At 62.6% G+C, this 18,955-nt stretch carries 17 protein-coding genes and 1 other RNA gene; 5 read left to right on the top strand and 13 right to left on the bottom strand.

What is annotated here, in order from left to right; all coding sequences use genetic code 11:
- Window positions 1-127: 127 nt before the first annotated feature.
- The 8 genes from katG to B8784_RS10510 form a co-directional block, all read right to left on the bottom strand.
- The gene (gene katG / locus B8784_RS10545) at window positions 128-2,344 is read right to left on the bottom strand and encodes a catalase/peroxidase HPI (RefSeq protein WP_084397923.1); all 2,217 of its coding nucleotides are present in this window, start codon (window positions 2,342-2,344) and stop codon (window positions 128-130) included.
- Between the two features lie 171 nt (window positions 2,345-2,515).
- Window positions 2,516-5,797, bottom strand: a complete 3,282-nt coding sequence (locus B8784_RS10540; protein ID WP_143435422.1) for a TcfC E-set like domain-containing protein — start codon at window positions 5,795-5,797, stop codon at window positions 2,516-2,518.
- 131 nt (window positions 5,798-5,928) lie between these two features.
- On the bottom strand, window positions 5,929-6,405 hold the full coding sequence (locus tag B8784_RS10535; RefSeq protein ID WP_084397921.1) for a hypothetical protein: 477 nt from the start codon (window positions 6,403-6,405) through the stop codon (window positions 5,929-5,931).
- Window positions 6,406-6,471: 66 nt separating this feature from the next.
- Entirely contained in the window at window positions 6,472-7,041 is a 570-nt protein-coding gene (locus B8784_RS10530; RefSeq protein ID WP_143435421.1) for a hypothetical protein, read from the bottom strand.
- 258 nt (window positions 7,042-7,299) lie between these two features.
- A complete protein-coding gene (locus B8784_RS10525) occupies window positions 7,300-8,085 on the bottom strand; it encodes a hypothetical protein (protein WP_084397919.1) in 786 nt (261 codons plus the stop codon).
- A gap of 111 nt (window positions 8,086-8,196) precedes the next feature.
- A complete protein-coding gene (locus B8784_RS10520; protein WP_084397918.1) occupies window positions 8,197-8,625 on the bottom strand; it encodes a hypothetical protein in 429 nt (142 codons plus the stop codon).
- 237 nt (window positions 8,626-8,862) lie between these two features.
- Entirely contained in the window at window positions 8,863-9,519 is a 657-nt protein-coding gene (gene bioD / locus B8784_RS10515; RefSeq protein WP_084397917.1) for a dethiobiotin synthase, read from the bottom strand.
- Window positions 9,516-10,637 carry an aminotransferase class I/II-fold pyridoxal phosphate-dependent enzyme gene (locus tag B8784_RS10510; protein WP_084397916.1) on the bottom strand — a complete coding sequence of 374 codons (1,122 nt, stop codon included), beginning with the start codon at window positions 10,635-10,637 and terminating at the stop codon, window positions 9,516-9,518. Before B8784_RS10510 ends, bioD begins: the two co-directional genes overlap by 4 nt.
- Window positions 10,638-10,726: 89 nt before the next feature.
- Here B8784_RS10510 and B8784_RS10505 point away from each other — a divergent pair, with 89 nt between their 5' ends.
- A complete protein-coding gene (locus tag B8784_RS10505; RefSeq protein WP_084397915.1) occupies window positions 10,727-11,992 on the top strand; it encodes an adenosylmethionine--8-amino-7-oxononanoate transaminase in 1,266 nt (421 codons plus the stop codon).
- On the opposite strand, the gene B8784_RS10500 is transcribed toward B8784_RS10505, so the two are convergent.
- Window positions 11,983-13,479 carry a hypothetical protein gene (locus tag B8784_RS10500; protein WP_084397914.1) on the bottom strand — a complete coding sequence of 499 codons (1,497 nt, stop codon included), beginning with the start codon at window positions 13,477-13,479 and terminating at the stop codon, window positions 11,983-11,985. The genes B8784_RS10505 and B8784_RS10500 overlap by 10 nt on opposite strands.
- Before the next feature lie 244 nt (window positions 13,480-13,723).
- Here B8784_RS10500 and B8784_RS10495 point away from each other — a divergent pair, with 244 nt between their 5' ends.
- Entirely contained in the window at window positions 13,724-14,086 is a 363-nt protein-coding gene (locus B8784_RS10495; protein ID WP_143435420.1) for a hypothetical protein, read from the top strand.
- Between the two features lie 60 nt (window positions 14,087-14,146).
- Window positions 14,147-14,626: a DUF2721 domain-containing protein gene (locus tag B8784_RS10490; protein WP_084397912.1), complete on the top strand. Its 480-nt coding sequence runs from the start codon at window positions 14,147-14,149 to the stop codon at window positions 14,624-14,626.
- Window positions 14,627-14,631: 5 nt separating this feature from the next.
- Here the strand turns inward: B8784_RS10490 and rnpB are convergent.
- An RNA gene (gene rnpB, locus B8784_RS10485) (RNase P RNA component class A) lies at window positions 14,632-15,003 on the bottom strand.
- Window positions 15,004-15,045: 42 nt separating this feature from the next.
- On the opposite strand from rnpB, the gene B8784_RS10480 reads away from it, so the two are divergent.
- Window positions 15,046-15,690 carry a hypothetical protein gene (locus B8784_RS10480; protein ID WP_084397911.1) on the top strand — a complete coding sequence of 215 codons (645 nt, stop codon included), beginning with the start codon at window positions 15,046-15,048 and terminating at the stop codon, window positions 15,688-15,690.
- A gap of 6 nt (window positions 15,691-15,696) precedes the next feature.
- On the opposite strand, the gene B8784_RS21935 is transcribed toward B8784_RS10480, so the two are convergent.
- Window positions 15,697-16,239: a low molecular weight protein tyrosine phosphatase family protein gene (locus tag B8784_RS21935; RefSeq protein WP_233356062.1), complete on the bottom strand. Its 543-nt coding sequence runs from the start codon at window positions 16,237-16,239 to the stop codon at window positions 15,697-15,699.
- 187 nt (window positions 16,240-16,426) lie between these two features.
- Between B8784_RS21935 and B8784_RS10470 the strand changes: the two genes are divergently transcribed.
- Entirely contained in the window at window positions 16,427-17,341 is a 915-nt protein-coding gene (locus B8784_RS10470) for a YhjD/YihY/BrkB family envelope integrity protein (protein ID WP_084397910.1), read from the top strand.
- On the opposite strand, the gene B8784_RS10465 is transcribed toward B8784_RS10470, so the two are convergent.
- Together B8784_RS10465 and B8784_RS10460 are read right to left on the bottom strand one after the other, a co-directional pair.
- Complete coding sequence (locus B8784_RS10465) at window positions 17,326-18,012, bottom strand: N-acetylmuramoyl-L-alanine amidase (protein WP_084397909.1); 687 nt, start codon at window positions 18,010-18,012, stop codon at window positions 17,326-17,328. The two genes, B8784_RS10470 and B8784_RS10465, sit on opposite strands and share 16 nt — an antisense overlap.
- Window positions 18,009-18,908: a DMT family transporter gene (locus tag B8784_RS10460; RefSeq protein WP_084397908.1), complete on the bottom strand. Its 900-nt coding sequence runs from the start codon at window positions 18,906-18,908 to the stop codon at window positions 18,009-18,011. The genes B8784_RS10465 and B8784_RS10460 overlap by 4 nt, the downstream gene beginning before the upstream one ends.
- Between the last annotated feature and the right edge of the window lie 47 nt (window positions 18,909-18,955).

The raw sequence follows: 18,955 nt of genomic DNA, 5'->3' as shown, positions 1-18,955 counted from the left end.
GAGTCAATTGTCTGCCTTGGCGTCGTGATAGCGACCCGCAGGCTCGCCATACAAAAACGGCGTTCCGCGTGATGCAGAACGCCGCTTCCGTTTTCGTTGCTATGGCGGGGCCACCCGCCGCAGCCGACTAGCTATGCAGGTCGAAGCGGTCGAGCTCCATGACCTTCACCCAAGCCTTCACGAAGTCGTTCACGAACTTCTTCGTGTTGTCGTCCTGGGCATAGACCTCCGAGAGGGCCCGCAGCTGCGAGTTGGAGCCGAAGACCAGGTCGACCCGGCTGGCGGTCCATTTCAGGTCGCCGCTTGCGCGGTCATGGCCTTCAAAGAGATGCTCATTCTCCTCCGACTGTTTCCAGGCGGTATCCATGTCGAGCAGGTTGACGAAGAAGTCGTTCGTCAGCTGGCCTTCACGGTCGGTGAACACACCATGCTTTTCGCCCTTATAGTTGGCACCGAGCACGCGCAGGCCGCCGACGAGTACCGTCATCTCGGGCGCCGACAGGGTCAGGAGCTGCGAGCGATCGACCAGCAATTCCTCGGCCGGCACCGTCTTGAAGACGTCGGACACAAAGTTCCGGAAGCCGTCGGACTTGGGCTCGAGGAAGGCATAGGATTCGATCTCCGTCTGCTCCTGGGTGGCATCGGTGCGGCCCGGATGGAACGGAACCTTGATGTCGTGGCCGGCATCCTTGGCGGCCTTTTCGACCGCGGCCGAACCACCGAGCACGATCAGGTCAGCCAGCGACACCTTCTTGTTGCCCGACTGGGCATCGTTGAAGGCCGACTGGATACCTTCCAGCGTGGCGAGCACCTTGGAGAGCTTCTCCGGCTCGTTGACCTCCCAGCCCTTGGCCGGGGCCAGACGGATGCGGGCACCATTCGCGCCGCCGCGCATGTCGGATCCGCGATAGCTCGAAGCCGAGGCCCAGGCCGTTCTCACAAGATCGGAAACGGTCAGGCCGGAGGAGAGGATCTTGTTCTTGAGATCCGCAATGTCGGCCTCGCCGATCAACTCGTGATCGACCGGCGGCACCGGATCCTGCCAGAGCATTTCCTCTGCAGGCACTTCGGGGCCGAGATAGCGAACCTTCGGGCCCATGTCGCGGTGGGTCAGCTTGTACCAGGCCCGCGCAAACGCATCGGCAAACTCGTCCGGATTCTCATAGAACCGGCGCGAGATCTTCTCGTATTCCGGGTCGAAGCGCAGCGACAGGTCTGTCGTGAGCATGGACGGGTGGGTCTTCTTGTCCGGATTATGGGCTTGCGGCACGGTACCTTCGCCAGCGTCGCCCTTCGGCTTCCACTGATACGCACCGGCCGGACTCTTGGTGAGCTCCCAGTCATATTCGAACAGGTTCTTGAAGAAGTTCATGCTCCACTGGGTTGGCGTCTGGCTCCAGATCACTTCCGGACCGCCGGTAATGGTATCGTCGCCCATCCCGGTGCCATGCGTGCTGGTCCAGCCAAGCCCTTGCGAGGCAATGTCAGCGCCTTCCGGCTCTGCACCGACAAGGCCGGCATCGCCAGCGCCGTGGCACTTGCCGAAGGTGTGACCACCGGCGATCAGGGCAACGGTTTCCTCGTCATTCATCGCCATGCGGGCAAAGGTCTCACGGATATCCTGAGCCGCTGCCAACGGGTCCGGATTGCCATCCGGGCCTTCCGGGTTGACGTAGATGAGCCCCATCTGGACGGCTGCCAGCGGGTTCTCGAGGGCGCGGCCTTCGCTGTAACGGCTGTTCGGGTCGTCGCTCAGGGCGAGCCATTCCTGCTCAGTGCCCCAGTAGACGTCCTTTTCCGGCTCCCAGATATCTTCGCGGCCACCGCCGAACCCGAAGGTTTTGAAGCCCATATCCTCCAGCGCGACATTGCCGGCGAGGATAATCAGGTCCGCCCAGGACAGGGCGTTGCCATACTTCTTCTTGACCGGCCAGAGCAGACGGCGGGCCTTGTCGAGGTTGGCATTGTCCGGCCAACTGTTGAGCGGAGCAAAACGCTGGGCGCCTGCGCCCCCGCCGCCGCGGCCATCACCGACCCGATAGGTACCAGCGCTGTGCCAGGCCATGCGGATCATGAAAGGGCCATAATTGCCCCAGTCGGCCGGCCACCATTCCTGGGAGTCATGCAGGACCTTGACGATCTCTTGCTTGACCGCTTTCAGATCCAGCTTCTTGAACGCCTCGGCATAGTCGAAATCCCCATCCATCGGATCTCCGGCCGGATGGTTCTGGTGCAGGATGTCGAGATTGAGAAGCTTCGGCCACCACTCCTTGTTGGAGCGACCCCTGAAGGTCCAGTGTCTGTCGCCGCCTCCGGTAACGGGGCACTTCATATCGTCAGCCATGACATCTCCCTTTCTGGCTTCATACCACCTTTGAGAAATTGCATGGTAACGCCTTTGATGCCATTTAACTAATCGATTTAATAAAATTCACCCATAGCTTTTTCCTTTACGTCAGGCACAGACATAAAGGCATTCGATTTCCCGATGACTGTTCGCTGGACGCCAGTCCGGTCAGACCATGGCGTCATGGGCCTCATCGCCGACAACAAAGAGGAAGCCCGGCGCATAAGGTGCCGACGCCGTTACCCGCATGGGGGCACTGTTCCAGCCGGATATCCTCCGGTCTGAAATCGCCGCAGGCGCCGCCGTTTGCGGCTCCATCACCCGGATGGGCTCGACCCGATAAGGACTGGCCGGGCGCCCGGATGCGCCGGTCACGGACGTTTCCACGTCTGCGCGTCTGCGATCACCCGGCAGGATCAGCACGACCCGGCTCAGCAGGTCCTGATGGACAGAGCCGGCTTCGAGCCGGCGCCTGTAGGCGGTGAAATCAATGTCAGACCGAAGATACGGCGAAGGATTGTCCCCAGGCTCAGGCGCCTGGGTGATGAGATCGGCCGGTGCGAAGTCAGGCTCGAGCCCCGGCGCCGGGCGGACAGTCTCGGCAATGTGAAGCCCGCCTTCGAGAGCGGAGAAATCAAAATCGGCCGCGATGGCATCCAGGCCCTCAAGCGGCAGAGCCGTCACCGTCACCTCATCAAGCGAGGGCTCCGGCTGCTCATAGGGCAGGTGCGTCCGCGGATCCTGCAAGGCCGCCTCACCGGTCTGGCCCGTATCGCTCTTGCGGCTCTTGGCAGCCAGAGCCACCTCACGGCGCTCGGAGCCGCCTGTATCCTGCGGGGCGTTCTCATCCGGCGCCAGCGCGCTGACCTGGGTGTCACCAAGGTCCACCTCACAAATGAGATCCCCCAGGCGGACAAAGTTTTCATCCTTGCCACTCGCCTCAAGAACGGTCAGGACACCGCAATTCCGGCCGTCTTTTGTGCGGGCTGTGAGATTCTCGCCAGCCCGGCCGGAAACCGAGAAATAGCCCTTCTCACTGGTGACGGCGAGGTCATTTCCGGTCTGGACCACGGCATTCGCGATGCCATTGCCGTCCGCATCGACCAGCCGCCCGAAGACCGACACGATATAGGCAGCCTCCCAGGTCATGCGGGCCACATTGCCCGGATAAAGCGTTACCTGCCTCGGGGTGAGATCGATGTCGAAAGGCGGCGCATCCTCCGGAATGAGCCCGACATTCGCATTCGTCAGGGCCGGGACGAGCACCGTGGTCGCCTGCCCGGCGCGGATGCTTCCACCATTCTGATTGTCAACCGTGACGCGGAACCGCCCTTCAGCGTCTTCCGCACCTTCCTCCGTGGGCACATCGACAAGGACCGCCGCGTCACCAAAGCCGCTCGCCCCGAATTGCAGCTTGCCCCCGCCAAAAATGAAGCCGGTCTGGAGGTTCGAGGTCAGGAAGGCTTCGGCTTCCTCGTCATCTCGTGACTTGGTGACACCGGTCGCGATGTCGAAATCGCCGCGCCGAGACGCCGCTGCCCCGCTGAGGATGAGGTTCGATTCGCCATCGGAGGTGCCGGCATCGACGTCACCGGTCAGCGCGATATCCTTGTAGCGCCCGGTCCGCGTGTAGCCCACGCGCAGCAGCGGATCGACATATTCGTCATCGACCCCATCGCCTTCATAGCGCGAATAATCGACGCCGACCGCGCCCCTGAGCGACGAGTTGCGCCCGGCCGAGCGGCGGAAGGTGAGCTTGATGCCGAAGCGGGTCTCCCGGTCCGTACTGACCGCATCGAAACCGATAATGCCCGTGCCGAACCGCCTGCTCCGGAAAGGCCGTGTATAATTGACGCCGATCGTATTCCGCTCGTCGGCCAGGTCGCTTTCGGAATAGCTCGCCCTCACGCCCAGGGCGCCACCCCAGGCCTGTGTCGAGACGGTCCCGAAAACCGTACTCTCCGACTGGAAGAACGGGCGGTACACTTCGGGATTGTAGATCTGGCCGTCCGGAATGGGGCGCGCCTCGGTCTTGCGCGCACTGATCGAACTCATCACGCTGCCGACCTGGAAGTTCACATTGGCAACAGCCGAATACTGACTGTCCGGCCCCAGGGCGACCGCCGTCGAGGCCCGCAGCTCCCCCTTGTAGAGCTGCAGCTCGGCTTCCGGATAGAGCTCCCCATCCACAACCGTCACACCGACCCGGCCTGCCGTGGACTCGCTCAGCCGCCGTCCGGCCGAAGCGGAGAACAGGCTCTCCCCGGTGCTCTTCGGCAGGAGATCGGACTCCCCGGCATCACCGCCCGGAATGGCAAAGGATTCCACGGCCCGCACACCGGCACGCACGGAATAGACGGTTTCTCCCGGCGGTGGCAGATCGGGCGTCTTCGAGAAACTGCGCGTCTCGTCCAGGATAACCCCGCTGGAATCGCGGGCGACAATGCGGACGGGATAGCTGCCGACAGGCAGGTCGCTCGTGTCGAGAACCTGAAGGCCTGCTGCGTATTGCCGGGCCGAAACCAGGGTCCCGCTGCGATAGATCTCCACACGGGCCGAGCGCGGCAGAACAATGTCGAGCGGCGTCGCCGGTGCTTCGGCGGAGGCCGCCGGTCGCCCATCGAAGGAGGTCAGCTCGGCCCCATAGAAACTCGTACTGTCGAGATTGAGCGACCCATCCTCGCGGATCAGGCCGCCTGCCATGCGGGCCTTCGAAAAGTAATGCTGGAGGTAGGCCTCCTGCCAGCGCAGCCCCTGGGTATCATCCCCATAGAGCCGCGAGACGCCTGATGTCCGACCGACACTCGCAAAGGTGTCGAGCGAGAGACCGAACCGCACATCTTCGGTCGCCCGGGAACTGGCCGAAACACTGCCCGCGATATTCTGGATGAGCGATGGACCCGCAACCGGCTCCCCCAGGAGGATTTCTCGGGGCGGCACGCTGGAAAGCAGCTCCCGCCCCAGGAAGATCTCGACCTTGAATGTCTCAGGATTGACGATCACGCCGGACGCGCCGACCGGCAGGCTGCCGCAGTCGCTCTGGTCGCCCGGCAGACAGCGCAGCGCTTCATTCGCGTCCAGGTCACCGGAGAGGAAATCCTCGGTTTCCAGACGTTGCACTTCAGGCAGCGCCGCAGCGACCTCGCCGGGATAGGAAAAGCGGAAGATGCCATCTTCCAGCGTGCCCTCGAAGAGACCGATACGCTTGTCCAGATAATAGACGTCGAACAGCGTCTTTACCGGCCCCTCGAGATCCTCGAAGCCCTCCGGCGCCTCGATCTGCAATTTCGCTTGCTGGGCTTGCGGCTGTTCTGCCGGTTGCGAGACCGCAAGCGGCATGGCCTTTCCGGCCCCTGCCCCTGATGTGCCGCCACTGCGCGCGCCTTGCAGGGTAATCGGGGGCTGCGGTGTGTCGGGAGCGGCCGCCCAGGCAAGCGGGGATTTGGCCAACAGAAGCGGGATCCCCGTCAGAAACGTGGTCCACCTGATCTGTCGAAGCCAGGAATTCGATCGGCTTGCGTCAACGGACCGTGTAATGGACCATCCCCCCTTGGACCGTACTCTAATCTACCAATGCCGGTTCAGAGTGGTTCGACAGAAACCATCAGCTGATCGGCATAACTGCCCGCGACTGCGCCCAGGGCATCCTGCTGCAATAACCGTACCGTCAGCTTGCCGTTGGAGGCGCCTGAGCAGCGGTTTTCCCGGTCGGTGGTGCCTTGAAAACGAAAGACCGGCGACGCACGGGAAATTACGCCGGTCTGCACACGACCGTTCACTTCAACGATGACCTCGTAGGGGACCTGCGCCTCCCCCTGCAGCCCGCCGCCACTCGACGAACTGATGCTGAGTTCGAACTGGCCTGTGGTGCTGTGAACGCACAGCCGCTGGCTGATCTTCACATCGCCACGTCCCTTCCAGTCGAGATCGACCGGCAGGCCCGAGGATAGTTTGACCGAAGCCGTCTCACCGCTCTCTTCCTGTGCGGAAGCGGGTAAGGCGCCTGCCGTCAGCAGGACCGATATAAGCGCAGCTGGCAGCAAAGCCCCGGATTTCATGACGTCCCCGTTCGAATAGATACAAAGGCGCCTCCCCCATGGAAGGCGCCTTTGTCTGAAAGCAGATCAGGTAGCGCTTGCGATAAGCGTGACCGAGCCGGTGTACTCACCAGCGTTTGCACCAAGCACGTCATCCTTGCTGAAGGTGACTTGCAGACGGGTGTTGTCGCCGGTGTCGACGCAGTCACCCGTGTCCGGACGCGTGCCGGTCCATGCGGCGGACGAGAAGCCCGACCAGTTGTCGCCAGGGCCGACGACGCGATCGAGGCTGCCATCGAACACCTTCATGGTGAAGGCGAGGATGTCGCCGCCCGTGTTCTCGATAGCCCAGGCATTGGAGCCGAAGGCCGGTGCCGGGGTGCCCGACGCCGTGATCGAGTAGCTGCCAGCGTCCGAGACGTTGGAATACACGCAGAACATGTCGTTCTGATACGTGTTCGGACCAGACTGGTTGAAGAAGGCTTCGCCCAGATTGAAGTTGAGCTCATCAGCGAGCCCGGAAATGCGAACGATCGGCGCAACGGTCGCATTGATCTGGACTTCTTCGGAGGCGGTTTCACCAAACGCGCTCTGCGCATTGGCTGCACCTGCCACCAGGGCCGCTACTCCGGCACCCAATAGTAGTTTCTTGATCATACAGGTTTCTCCATCTTGTCGTGGAGAGAAGGTTTGCGCCTCCCCACGTGCCAAATAAACACAGATTAACCTTTTCGCATCAAGGGGGATTCCCACATTTCTAAATTTCAGGTGAACTTTGTTGCTGAATTGCACAGAATACGACAACCGAGAAAAACCAATAAAAACATATAATTCGCCTGTTACGCGAATTTCGGCCCGAATCGACTCCCAAAACGGGACACCCGGTATGTAACTAAAGGTAGAAAAATAAAAACCCTAGAAAGTTAACCTTCTGGAGTCCGAATAACTGCGATCGCGGGCCCTGATACGGACCTCCGCCTGTGGATCCGGCAACGCAAAGCGGACTTCCGCCCCGGCATAAAGCCGGGTGTCCGGAAGGGGCGTACACGTCTCATTTTCGCTTTCGCCGATGCAGGCTTTTCCATCTACAAGTAATGCATTCGACCGGCCGACATTGCGCAGGATCAGCTCGTCTTCGGTACGTTCCGACTCGATTTCGGATCTTGCCCCCTGCGGACGCACAATGGCGAGCAGGTCATAGGCCATCAGGACGACCAGGTTCACACCCCGTTCCTCGCCTTCCGCACCGCTCGCCTTGATGGCGCCGATCTTGGGCGTCACCCGGACCCTGTAGACACGGTCCTCGTCCACCTCGCCATTGATAGAAACGATTCGCAGGGCGCGCACATCGCCCGGATCCAGAATAAGACGGTTCGGCGAAATCAGGAGGCCGAGCTCCTCGGGATCCTCATATTCGACCCGGCGCTCGCTCGGCAGGCCTGGATCGACAATCTCGGAAGGCTCGACGGCAATATAGTAGCGCCGGTCGCTCTCATTCTTGAGCAGGACATCTTCACGCCCGCTGGAATTGGCATCGAAGTCGACCCAGAGCTTGTCGACGGTCAACTGGGCACTGGCCGCAAGGGCTGCACCTGATGCGGCGATTGCAAGGAAGAGATATCTGAAAGCGGCGATAATGGACTGGCGGCCTGTCCCGGAAACCGGACGATGGCCGCGTGTCAAACCACGGATAATATACAAGTCGTGTCCCCTTTACCGACTGATCAGGTCATTAACAAATCGCTAACCGGCCCACAAGCCGGAGCGCTGCGTCCGAACAGTCAGAAACAGGACATTGATTTGAGGCAGAATTCAGAGCGGCGAGAAAAGAAAGTTCATTTCGGACTTCGCCCGCACGTCCGGACCGGACGGAACGTCGTAGACCTTGCTTTGCAGCGCCCCGTCGGACTCCTGGCGGCGCGCCTGGAGAACCTCGGTCTTGCCGCCACGCAAATAGGCAACCTGAACGCGGTTGCGCGCCCCGCTATAGATCGACAGCTGGTCGCTCTCGCCGCTTTCGCCCGCGCCGCCGGGCTGAAACCCGACCATAAAGCCACCGCCATGCGCATCGACCGTCCAGCCGCCACCGGCGCCCGTGGACTGGGCTTCGAGAGTTTCCGCAATCGGCGGCACCGTGACCCGTATGCTGACGCTCCCTTCGGCGGCCCCGTCAGCAAGCGCAGACGCCTGGAACAGGCAGGCCGACACACCGATCGCGAGAAGATAACGGGCTACGTGCATAGACAACTCCAGACTCAGCAATGATGTCTGTTCCACATGCATGCTAAGATTCGATGAAAATCGTCGTTTCAAATCAAACTGGCCCATTGCATGTGCGCGGACATCAGGCGGCTTTCCCGACTATCCCGTTACCGGCCTCATCATAGCCTTGATTCGCCTGCGATGGATTTTTGCCGTGCGAGCCTCAAAAAGCCGGGACTGATTACACGTTGAGCGCCGCGACCAGCCCTGCCCGTATCAGCCTGGGAGACGCCCCGCATTAAAGGCTTCGCCGTGGCCGAGCCCACACCACGCCACCTCGCGGAACAAGCTGACTTCCCCCCCCAGGGATGCCGGCGACGGGCTTTCCGGATCAGGCTGCGAGATGATCAGCTGCGCAAGGTCGAGCCCGCGGGCCTGCAGCGCATCGATGGCGCTCAGCGTGTGCGAGACCGCGCCGAGATAGGGCGCCGCAACAAGGATGACCGGCAGGCCGAGATCAACCATAAAATCGAGCTGGAGCGCAGTATCCGTCAGCGGGGACATGACCCCGCCAGCCCCTTCCACGATCATCCGGTCCGCTCCAGCCTGCGCCAGGCGCTCGCGTGTGAAGGCGAGAATGCCATCATAGTCCTGCGCGACACCGGCCTGCCGCATGGCGACATTCGGCGCGAGCGGCGCCTCGAAACGGTGCAGGCAGATCCGGGAGACCGTTTCTGGCGTGACCGCCTGCCCGCAAGCGGCCAGCAATTGCCCGGCATCGGACGCGGCCAGTTCGTCTTCACCGAAGCCACTCATGACCGGCTTGAGGGCATGAACGCCATGGCCCTGACCGGTCCATGCCCTCAGCAAGGCGGCGCTGACATAGGTCTTGCCGATCTCGGTGCCGATCGCTGTGACGAAGAAGGCGCTCATGCCGCCATGGCCCGGCCGAGCGCCTCACCCAACCCGCGCACATCGTCTTCAGTATGCCCGGCGGCAAAGGTCACCCGCAAGCGCGAGGTCCCTTCCGGCACCGTCGGCGGACGGATGGCCGTGACGAGATAGCCCTCACGTTCAAGCGCGTCGGAGATCGCCATGGCACGGCTCTCTTCGCCGATGATGACGGGCACGATGACACTTTCGGGCGCCGGCAGCCCCATCAGCTCACAGAACAGTTTGGCATTCGCCATGGCCCGGCGGGCCCGGTCAGGCTCGTCCCTCATGATGTCGAGCGCGGTGATGGCCGCGGCCAGGACTGGCGGCGGCAGTCCGGTCGTATAGACAAGGCTGCGGGCCCGGCTGGTCAGCATGTCGATCACCGGTGCCGGTGCGCAGACATAACCACCATAGGCGCCAGCCGCCTTTGAAAGCGTGCCCATCTGGATGGGCGCCGGATTGGTCTGCGCAACCACACCGAGGCCGTGCGCATCGTCCGTCATCAGCCAGGCGCCATGCTGTTCGCAGAGCGCCGCCAGCTCTTCAAGCGGGGCAAGATCGCCATCCATGGAAAAGACGGTCTCGGTCAGCACAAGGACCTGCCCCTGCGCCTCGCGCATCAGCTCACCGGCATGAGCAACGTCGTTGTGGCGGAACACACGGATCTCGGCGCCCGAGAGCCGCGCCCCGGCATGCATGCAGGAATGCGACAGCGCGTCCATCAGGATCGTATCGGCCTTGCCGACCAGCGCCGGGATCGTCCCGACATTGGCGAGATAGCCCGAGCCGAAGACGAGGCAGGCCTCCATGCCTTTCATGTCGGCCAGCCGCTTCTCCAGCGCGCCATTCAGCGGACAGTCCCCGGTCACCAGCCGCGAGGCCCCGGCGCCGACGCCATACCGGTTTGCCGCATCGCCGGCAGCCGCAGCGAGGCGCGGGTCACAGGAGAGCGAAAGATAGTCATTATCGCAGAAGGAAACGAGCCCGCGACCGCCCCGTCTTGCGCGGGCCTCGGGGCCGCGTGAGGTCGGCTTCAGGCTGCGGTGCTGGCCTGCCGCACGCAGCCGTTCCAGCCGCGCCTCGGCATGACGTGTCAGGCGCTCTAATGAACTCATGCAGTCACGCTTCCTCGCATTGTCTGCGCACATGTCCTACTGACCTGCGCGAGCCCCGCAAGTCACCCGCCGCATGAGGAGGACGAAACATGGCCCGCAGCAATGAATGGTTCAGATCAGGGCTGGAACATATCTGGCTGCCCTATGCGCAGATGAAGACCGCGCCGGACCCGTCCCCCATCGCCTCGACGGAAGGCGCCCGGCTCAAGATGGAAGACGGCAGCATACTGATCGATGGCGTCGGCAGCTGGTGGACGAGCGTTCATGGCTACAATCACCCCACCCTGCTCAAGGCCGCTCATGCACAGCTCGATGCCATGCCGCATGTCATGCTGGGCGGGCTCGCCCATGAACAGGCTTACCGGCTGGCCACACGCCTTGCCGGGATAACGCCCGGCGACCTCTACAAGACCTTCTTCACCGAGTCCGGCTCGGTGGCGGTCGAGGTCGCGATGAAAGTCGCGGTGCAGTACGCCATGAACCGGACCGGCGAGCGCCGCACACGCTTTGTCTCCTTCAAGGGCGGCTATCACGGCGATACCTTCGCCACCATGTCTGTCTGCGACCCGGAGGAAGGCATGCACAGCCTGTTCGCCGGGGTCGTGCCGGAACAGTATGTTACCGACCTTCCGGACACAGACGACCGGGCCGAAGCGATCGACCGGCTGCTCTCCAGCCACAACGACATCGCCGCGGTGCTTGTCGAACCCTTGATTCAGGGGGCGGGCGGCATGCGCATGCATTCGCCGGAAACCCTGAAAGCCCTGCGCGCCGCCTGCGACCGTCATGACGTCCTGCTCATCTTCGACGAAATCTTCACCGGCTTCGGCCGCACCGGCGAGATGTTCGCCGCCGACCGCGCCGGCGTCACACCCGACATCATCTGCCTCGGCAAGGCCCTCACAGGCGGCATCACGCCGCTGGCGGCCACAATGGCCAGCCGCCGGGTCTATGAGGCTTTCCATACCGACTCTGCCGAACACGCGCTGATGCACGGACCGACCTTCACCGGCCATGCCATTGGGTGCGCCGTTGCCAATGCCGGGCTTGATCTCTTCGAGACCGAGCCGCGCCTGGACCAGGTTCGCGCCATACAAGCCCAGCTGGCTGAGGAGCTAACACCGCTAAGTGACTTGCCGCATGTCGCCGACGTGCGGACCTGCGGCGCGGTGGCCGCCGTCGAGTTCGCGCATGATTTCGATGTCGAGGCCGCCCGGCGCTGGTTTATCGAGCGCGGCACCTTCATCCGCCCTCTGGGCCGGGTCGTCTACCTCACCCCGGCTTATGTTATCGCACCGGAAGACCTGTCAGCGCTGAGCTCAGCCATCGCCGATTTCGCGGCCACTCAAGCCTGAAACCCACGCGGGCCTGTTGGCTGGGCCCAGTCGCGGGCACCGACTGGCGCCCCCTCCTCGACAGGGCCATCGCCAGCGGTCTCGGGCGGGGCCTGGACAAGCCGGCCCGGCCGGAAGAAGAGCGCGCCGCAGGACATCCCCGCCATGATGTAGAATTGCAGGCCGAGATCCACCGTCGAGGCCGACACCATCGCCGCCAGAAGCGTGGCGAAACAGCCCGAGCGGGCGGCCGATGCAATGACTTTCGAATCCTCATCGCCAAGCCGCGAGCGCTTGGACATCTTGCCCTGGAAGAGCTGCACGAAAAACGCCGTGAAGAGCGCCGCGCCGACGATGCCGAGATTGGCGAGAACCCCGACGACAAAGCTCGACGTACGCACGCTACCCAGCCCGGCTCCGATGCCGAAGGTCTGAACGAAAGCGTTCAGGCCGCCCATATTCCAGGACATCCGCTCCATGCCACTCGCGCTGCCCAGCTTGCTGGTGATGGATTCGTCGAACGTCTTGGTGATCGGGTCCAGGATATCGGGCCGCACGGCCACGATCACCGCCGCTGTCAGGGCGAGGAACGGGCCAAGCGCAACGAAGATCGTGCGGTTGGCCGACGTCACTCTGGTCGGGCGAAGGCGTCCCTGCCCGCCGGTGAGCGCGCGGGCATAGGACATCGCCAGGAAGACGAGCAGCGCCACATAGCCCGTCGAAGAGAAGGCAAAGATGAGAGCCATGAAGGAAAAGAGCGCGACCGCACCGGTCAGCTCAGCCCGGAAGCCTCCGCGCCATAGCCGGTAATTGAAGGCAAACAGGCCCACCGTCGTTGCCGCGAAACTCGACGCCTCGGGGAAAGAGCCGGTCACCCGCTTGATACCCAGATACTGGTGCGAGAAGAGCTGCGAATAGTCGGCATTGCGCAGGAAGTTGAGCATATCGCTCATGCCGACGGCGAAACTGATGGTGTCGAAGGCCACGATCACCAGATTGACGATCGCCGCGATGATGAGCGCGAAGGCGGCCTTGTGCATGCTCTCATTCGTCCGCACGAGGGACGAGACGAACGCGAAGGTCAGCAGGCCACCAAGGAAATAGACCGCCTGGTTGAAGTTCGCACTGGACGGGAACAAGGGCACTTCGATGATGAACTTCCTGTCCGGGTTCATCGGGAAGACCAGGAACTGCCCGGCGAAGAGGCGCGGCATGACGAAACTCGCCATCAGGCCCCAGACAGACAATGCCAGAAGGAAAAAGCCGGGCCGCAGGGGCTGGATCGCGGCATAGGCATATTCCAGCCCGCCCTGGCGAATGAGAACGGCAAGAATGAAGAAGCCGAGGGCAAGGTGGCCCGGCGTGATATTGGCCGAGCCGAATGCCATGGCAGACGCCGCCTGCAACAGAGCGGCAGAACACAAGACACCAAGCATCATGGCCCGCGAACGCAGGAGCGCCAGCAGCGAAGCCGCAGCTGTGATAAGGCCGATCAGCGCGAAGCTCATGACATATCCCTGTTCGCCGGCGGGCCAAGCCGGCACAATTACGCGTCATCCCTCATCCGTACCGGGCCCGTGCCAGAATGAGGAAAACCATCTTCTGGTCTGACGGCCTGCAATTATCAAACCATTGATGCGCGTGCGATAAAACAAGGCCAGACGCATGCGGCCATCGCGCCGTTACAGCCCGGCCCGACGACGAGGGATCAGTGGCTCCGGCTGGTGTTTCAGGCTGTAAATATGCTCCGCCGTGCGCTACAGACCCGCCATGGACGATGCCGACTGGAACTTCACCGAGCAGCAGGCCGAAACGGTCTATACCTGCGAGCAGCTGCGCGACACTCAGGGCGTGAAACCGCATAGTGAGATCATGCTCGATCTCTTCTTCAAACCGATCGAAGGCGAAGAGGCGCGCCGCGAAGCCTTCGAAAAGGCGCTTGCCAGCTTCGGTTATGAACTCAATGAGGCCGAAGCCCCCGATGAGGTCGCCGCCACGGTCGGTCCCATCCCCTTCACGCCGCAGGATATCTGGACGCATGAAGAGCGCACGACGAAGATGGCGCTTGCTCGCGGCTATCAACCAGATGGCTGGGGTTTTGCAGAACCGGAATGAGACGGCCCTCCCGCACCGTTCCGTCTTGACTTTCGCGGAGCAGAGTCCGATGCCATCGCCATGAGCGGAATGGCAGACGATATTGCCCACATTATTCAGCTGGCTGTCGCGCCTGTCTTCCTGATTGCCGGTATCGGCCATCTGCTCGTCACCCTCACCAACCGTCTCGGCCGGATCGTCGACCGCACCCGGGCACTGGAAATCGAACTGTCGGTCGAGCAGCCGATGGAAACCCATCCGCGCTGGTCGAAGGAACTCCTCCTGCTTGACCGGCGCATGGCCTGGATCAACCGTGCGATCACGCTGGCCGCGCTGGCCATGCTGATGGTCTGCCTCGTCATCGTGACGCTGTTTACCGGGCAGCTCCTCTCCTATGACCTGTCGGCGTTCGTCTCGGTCCTGTTCATCATGACCATGGGCGTGCTTGTTGCGGCCATCGGCAACTTCCTCTGGGAAATCCATGTCGCTGCGGAGATGCTTCGGGTGCGCACCGACCTGCTGGAGCGCATGCAGGTCAAGCGCAAGAGCCACTTCTTCTAGAAAAGCTGACCAGACGGCCTGTAAGCCGGGTTCTGTTCCCCCGTTTCCGGGTTCGGCAACCATTCCTCTGGGAGCCCTGTCGCCAAGGCCCTCACGCGACACACCCGGGGCGCAGGCTGGAAACGGCCCATGCGCGCCCCCTACTCGGTCTTGCTCCAGGCGGGGTTTACCATGCCGGAAACGTTGCCGCCTCCGCGGTGGGCTCTTACCCCACCCTTTCACCCTTACTCCGGACCAGGTCCGGAGCGGTCTGCTCTCTGTGGCACTTTCCCTCGGCTTGCGCCGGGCGGGCGTTACCCGCCGCCCTGTTTCCATGGAGCCCGGACTTTCCTCCAGTGACAGGCAAGCCTGCCACCAGCGGCTGCCCGGCCGTCTGGTCAGGGCGGCGATATAATCATGAAACCGGCAAAACGCGAGTCATGGTTGCGGAACCTGCCGATGGCGTGCATCGTTGTGTCATCATGATGCGCACAAGTCTTTTCGCTCTCGCCCCGATCGCCCTGACACTCGCGGCCTGCTCGCCAGACGAGCCGGTTCCGCAGGAGACAACACCTGCTCCGCAGGAAACGATGCCGGACGAAGAGACAATGCCGGATGAGAGCACACCGCCTGAAGAGGCGCCATCCGACGACATGGACATGTCCGGCAGCGAGACCTCGGAGATGTCCGAGACCGAAGCCGAACCCAAGCCTATCAATCTCCGGCAGATTACGTCGTCCGATGCCGCTACGCTCGAAGGTGAACTCGGCTGTGCCTTCATCACCAGCGACAGCACGTCGCTCATGGCCGCGCGGGCGAATGTGCAGGGGGACACCCCGCCAACCGGTGTCGTCAACGATGATGGCACAACAGTCGCGCTGCTCGGCAAGACATCCGGCGACTTCAACATGCTTGAGACCAGGGCCGGCAGCTTCACGGGCACGGACCTGACGGTGACGGTCACCCTTGGCGATCCCAGCACGACGAAGGCGAGCGAAACCGTCTCTCACTTCGCCGACATGATCGCCCAGCGTGATGATGGCACCGAGCGCACCTATGAAGGCCAATGGGTGTGCGGGCCGTAAGACGGCTCACTCGCTGGCACGGATCAAGGGCATGACCCTGGTTCGCAGCAGGCTGACCAGCTCTTCCTGCATGTATTTATAGTCGTCCGGAATGGCGAGCACGCAGATACGCTTGTGGCGGGCGGCCTGTCGAAAATCGGCCCGTACGCGATTGGCATGCTTGTCCTCCATGCAGACGACAAGGTCGGCCCAACGGATATCTGACAGATTGACCTGCCGCACCGCATCCCGCGCCGTCCCGGCCGAGCGCGCCTCGACGCCCGGGACAGCCTGGAAGACGGCTTCTGCGGTCGGGCTTCTCAACCGGTTGCGTGAACATATGAAGAGCACCTTCACTGGCGCAGCGTCCGTCATCAGTTTCTCCCACTCGCAATACGGCCAGATCTTGCCGATCTGGCGGGCGCGGTGAAGCTTGTTGCGGCGCCAGTAGAGCTTCTTCCAGTCTTTCTCGATTCCATGCCGGCGGCTGGCCTCGGCGCGATGATCCACGCGCCGGTCCAGCTTGCGCGCAAGCGCGCGGCGCTCGGCCCGCGTTTTCGGATGTGACATAGGTGTCCTCGTTTCATTGCCTGTCGGGTCAGCAGCCGCGGCAATACGAGAACGATGTGCGAGAAGCTCATACGCCTGTCCGGGCCCATTGGCAATAAAATCGAAATCCAAATGGGCGACTGACTGGCCAGACATCGCCCCTTGCCCCATCTTCTCAGCGATGGCGCAGTATTCGGAAAGGAAAAGGATGAAGGCCTGGCTTGAGAAGCTGCCTGTGCCAAAACCGGTTCTCGACTGGCTGGTCCTGCCGCTCTGGCATGCCATCATGCGCCTGTCGAAACCGGAAGTCCGGATCGTTTCGGGCGGGATCAGCTTCTATGCGCTCTTCTCCATCTTCCCGCTGATCTACCTCACCCTGACCCTGCTCTTCTCTCTGCTGCCGCATGATCTCTCGGAGAGCCTGTCGAACACGATCGACCAGGTGCTGACCTCGGCGGTCGCCCCGCTTAGCCAGACAGACCTCACCACGATCCGCGAGGCCACCCCGCAAGGGCTGACCGTGCGTGCGGCCATTGCCATCCTTATCGTCTTCTACACCGCCAGCTCCGGCGCCAAGGCCGCGATCACGGGGATCCGCATGGTGGCCGGGTCGGAGAAACGAACCAACATCATCCGCTTCCAGGGGGTCTCGCTCCTGATGACCACGGCGCTGATCATGCTGGTCTGGCTGCTCGGCGCGCTGCAGCTGCTCATGTCTTTCGTGACAGAACGCCAGGGCTTTATCGCCTTTGAACTGGCTGAGAATATCTCGAACTGGGCCTCACAGCTCTGGCTCGGGAAGTTCCTCGCCTGTTTCGCCATCTTCTATCTGATCATTTCACTGTCCCTGCACGGGCGGATCAGTTCGGGCCGCGCCGTCGCGGCAGGGGCGGCTGCCGGGGCCCTGTCCTGGAGTGTCTCGACCTGGGCCTACCATCTCTACCTCAAGGTCTCGGTGCTCGACACCTTCTACGGGGCCCTCGCCTCGGTCATTCTCGGTTTCATCTGGCTGCTGGTTTCGGTCTCTTCACTGCTGCTGGGCGCGGCGCTGTCCGTCGAATGGGCAAACCAGGTCGCGGCCCACAAGGACGACATGACCGGCGAGGATCAGCCGGCCGAATAGAGGGCGGCCACAGCCCGGGCGACAGAGCGGGTCTCAGGGTCGTCCACCCCGTCGATCCGTGCCGGGCGCCAACGGCGCTGGAAGGCCGCGGTCGCGGCCGGAAGATCGCCGATATCATAGCCGATCTGCTCCAGCGCGGACGCCAGCGTCGCCTCTCCAGTCCCCGGCTGCAGCGGCCAGAGGCCGATCCCCTCACGGGCGAGTTTCACCCAAGGGAAATGCTCGCCCGGATCCTGTTTGCGTGCCGGCGCAATGTCGCTGTGGCCGACGATGCGCGTCTGCGGGATGTCCCAGCGGCCGAGTATATCTTTGCAGAGCGCGATCACGGCCTGGACCTGGGCTTCCGGATAAGGCGGCAGACGGCCGTCTTCCAGAGGCCAGTCATGCCCGCCATTCACGATCTCGATGCCGATGGAGCGGGAATTGAGGTCTTCATCGCCCTGCCAGCGGGAGACGCCGGCATGCCAGGCGCGCTTGTCCTCCTCGACCAGCTGGACGATCTCGCCACTCTCCCAGACCATATAGTGCGCCGAGACCGAAGCCGCCGGATCGCACATCCGCTCCAGCGCCGCCGCACCGGTTTCCATACCGGTATAATGCAGGACGAGCATATCGAGCGGAAAACGCCGCTCATTGAAATTCGGACTGGGCTGGCGGATCATCGCTGTCATTTCGAGGCGGAAATCCTTTCCGTTATCGCCGCTTCGGGCATCGTCTTGTTGGCCCTGACGGCAATGACGAAGACGCCGCCAAGGGACACCGCCGCCCCGACCACGAGCTTCATGGTCAGCGGCTCGCCCAGCAGGGCGACGGCGAGTACGACACCCCATATGGGGGTCATCAGCGTCAGGGGCGAGAGCAGAGAAATCTCATACTTCTTGATCAGCGTATAGAAGGCCCCGTGGCCAAAGACGCTGACGCCCAGAACGGCAAAGGCGGTGGCCAGCCAGACAAGCCAGCCGCCACCGGAAAACGCCTCCACCTGTCCCGCCTCGATCAAGAAGGAGAGCGCAAGTAGCGGCGCGAAGCTGAAAAGGCCGAGCCAGGCCTGCAGCTGCAGCGCGCTGATCGGCGCCATGCGCTTCATCAGGATGCCGCCGGCTGCGCCGACCAACGCCGACGCGATGACATAGATGAGGCCGAAGCTTACCGCGAAGCTGTCCGGATCGAAGGCAATCAGTACGACGCCGGCGAAGGCCAGCATAATGCCCAGGCCGCGCCGCCAGCCAACCGTCTCCCCCAGGAAAGCCATGCTCATCAAGGTCGAGAACGGCACGCCGAGCTGGCCGGTCACTGCAACCGCGCTCGCCTCGGCATTGGCGAGCCCCATGAAGAGCAGTGCGAAATGCACCGCCCCCATGCACATCGAGATCATGGCCAGCATGCCCATGTTTTTCGGCAGGGGGAACAGGAAAGGGATAAGGACGAGGGCAATGCCCGCAAAGCGCACGCCGGCAAAGAAGATGGGCGGGACGCCCGCATCGGCCACAACCCAGCGGGTAACGACCAGGTTCAAGCCCCAGACAAAGCAGACCGCAAACAGAAGGAGGAAATCCCGAAAGCCCATAGAGCGCCCTCTAACAGGGTGCCGCAACGTCCGTCATTCGAAATCTG

This window comes from Henriciella aquimarina, assembly GCF_002088975.1.
Taxonomy (GTDB): Bacteria; Pseudomonadota; Alphaproteobacteria; order Caulobacterales; family Hyphomonadaceae; genus Henriciella; species Henriciella aquimarina.
Note: the sequence above shows the minus strand (reverse complement) of the source record. Positions and strands in the feature narration are given on the sequence as shown.

Coding starts and splice junctions, on each gene's coding strand:
- B8784_RS10530 (WP_143435421.1), bottom strand. CDS start 7,041: ATGATCAAGAAACTACTATTGGGTGCCGGAGTAGCGGCCCTGGTGGCA.
- B8784_RS10470 (WP_084397910.1), top strand. CDS start 16,427: ATGAAGGCCTGGCTTGAGAAGCTGCCTGTGCCAAAACCGGTTCTCGAC.
- B8784_RS21935 (WP_233356062.1), bottom strand. CDS start 16,239: ATGTCACATCCGAAAACGCGGGCCGAGCGCCGCGCGCTTGCGCGCAAG.
- B8784_RS10510 (WP_084397916.1), bottom strand. CDS start 10,637: ATGAGTTCATTAGAGCGCCTGACACGTCATGCCGAGGCGCGGCTGGAA.
- B8784_RS10465 (WP_084397909.1), bottom strand. CDS start 18,012: ATGACAGCGATGATCCGCCAGCCCAGTCCGAATTTCAATGAGCGGCGT.
- katG (WP_084397923.1), bottom strand. CDS start 2,344: ATGGCTGACGATATGAAGTGCCCCGTTACCGGAGGCGGCGACAGACAC.
- B8784_RS10490 (WP_084397912.1), top strand. CDS start 14,147: ATGAGCGGAATGGCAGACGATATTGCCCACATTATTCAGCTGGCTGTC.
- B8784_RS10480 (WP_084397911.1), top strand. CDS start 15,046: ATGGTTGCGGAACCTGCCGATGGCGTGCATCGTTGTGTCATCATGATG.
- B8784_RS10535 (WP_084397921.1), bottom strand. CDS start 6,405: ATGAAATCCGGGGCTTTGCTGCCAGCTGCGCTTATATCGGTCCTGCTG.
- B8784_RS10500 (WP_084397914.1), bottom strand. CDS start 13,479: ATGAGCTTCGCGCTGATCGGCCTTATCACAGCTGCGGCTTCGCTGCTG.
- bioD (WP_084397917.1), bottom strand. CDS start 9,519: ATGAGCGCCTTCTTCGTCACAGCGATCGGCACCGAGATCGGCAAGACC.
- B8784_RS10520 (WP_084397918.1), bottom strand. CDS start 8,625: ATGCACGTAGCCCGTTATCTTCTCGCGATCGGTGTGTCGGCCTGCCTG.
- B8784_RS10505 (WP_084397915.1), top strand. CDS start 10,727: ATGGCCCGCAGCAATGAATGGTTCAGATCAGGGCTGGAACATATCTGG.
- B8784_RS10460 (WP_084397908.1), bottom strand. CDS start 18,908: ATGGGCTTTCGGGATTTCCTCCTTCTGTTTGCGGTCTGCTTTGTCTGG.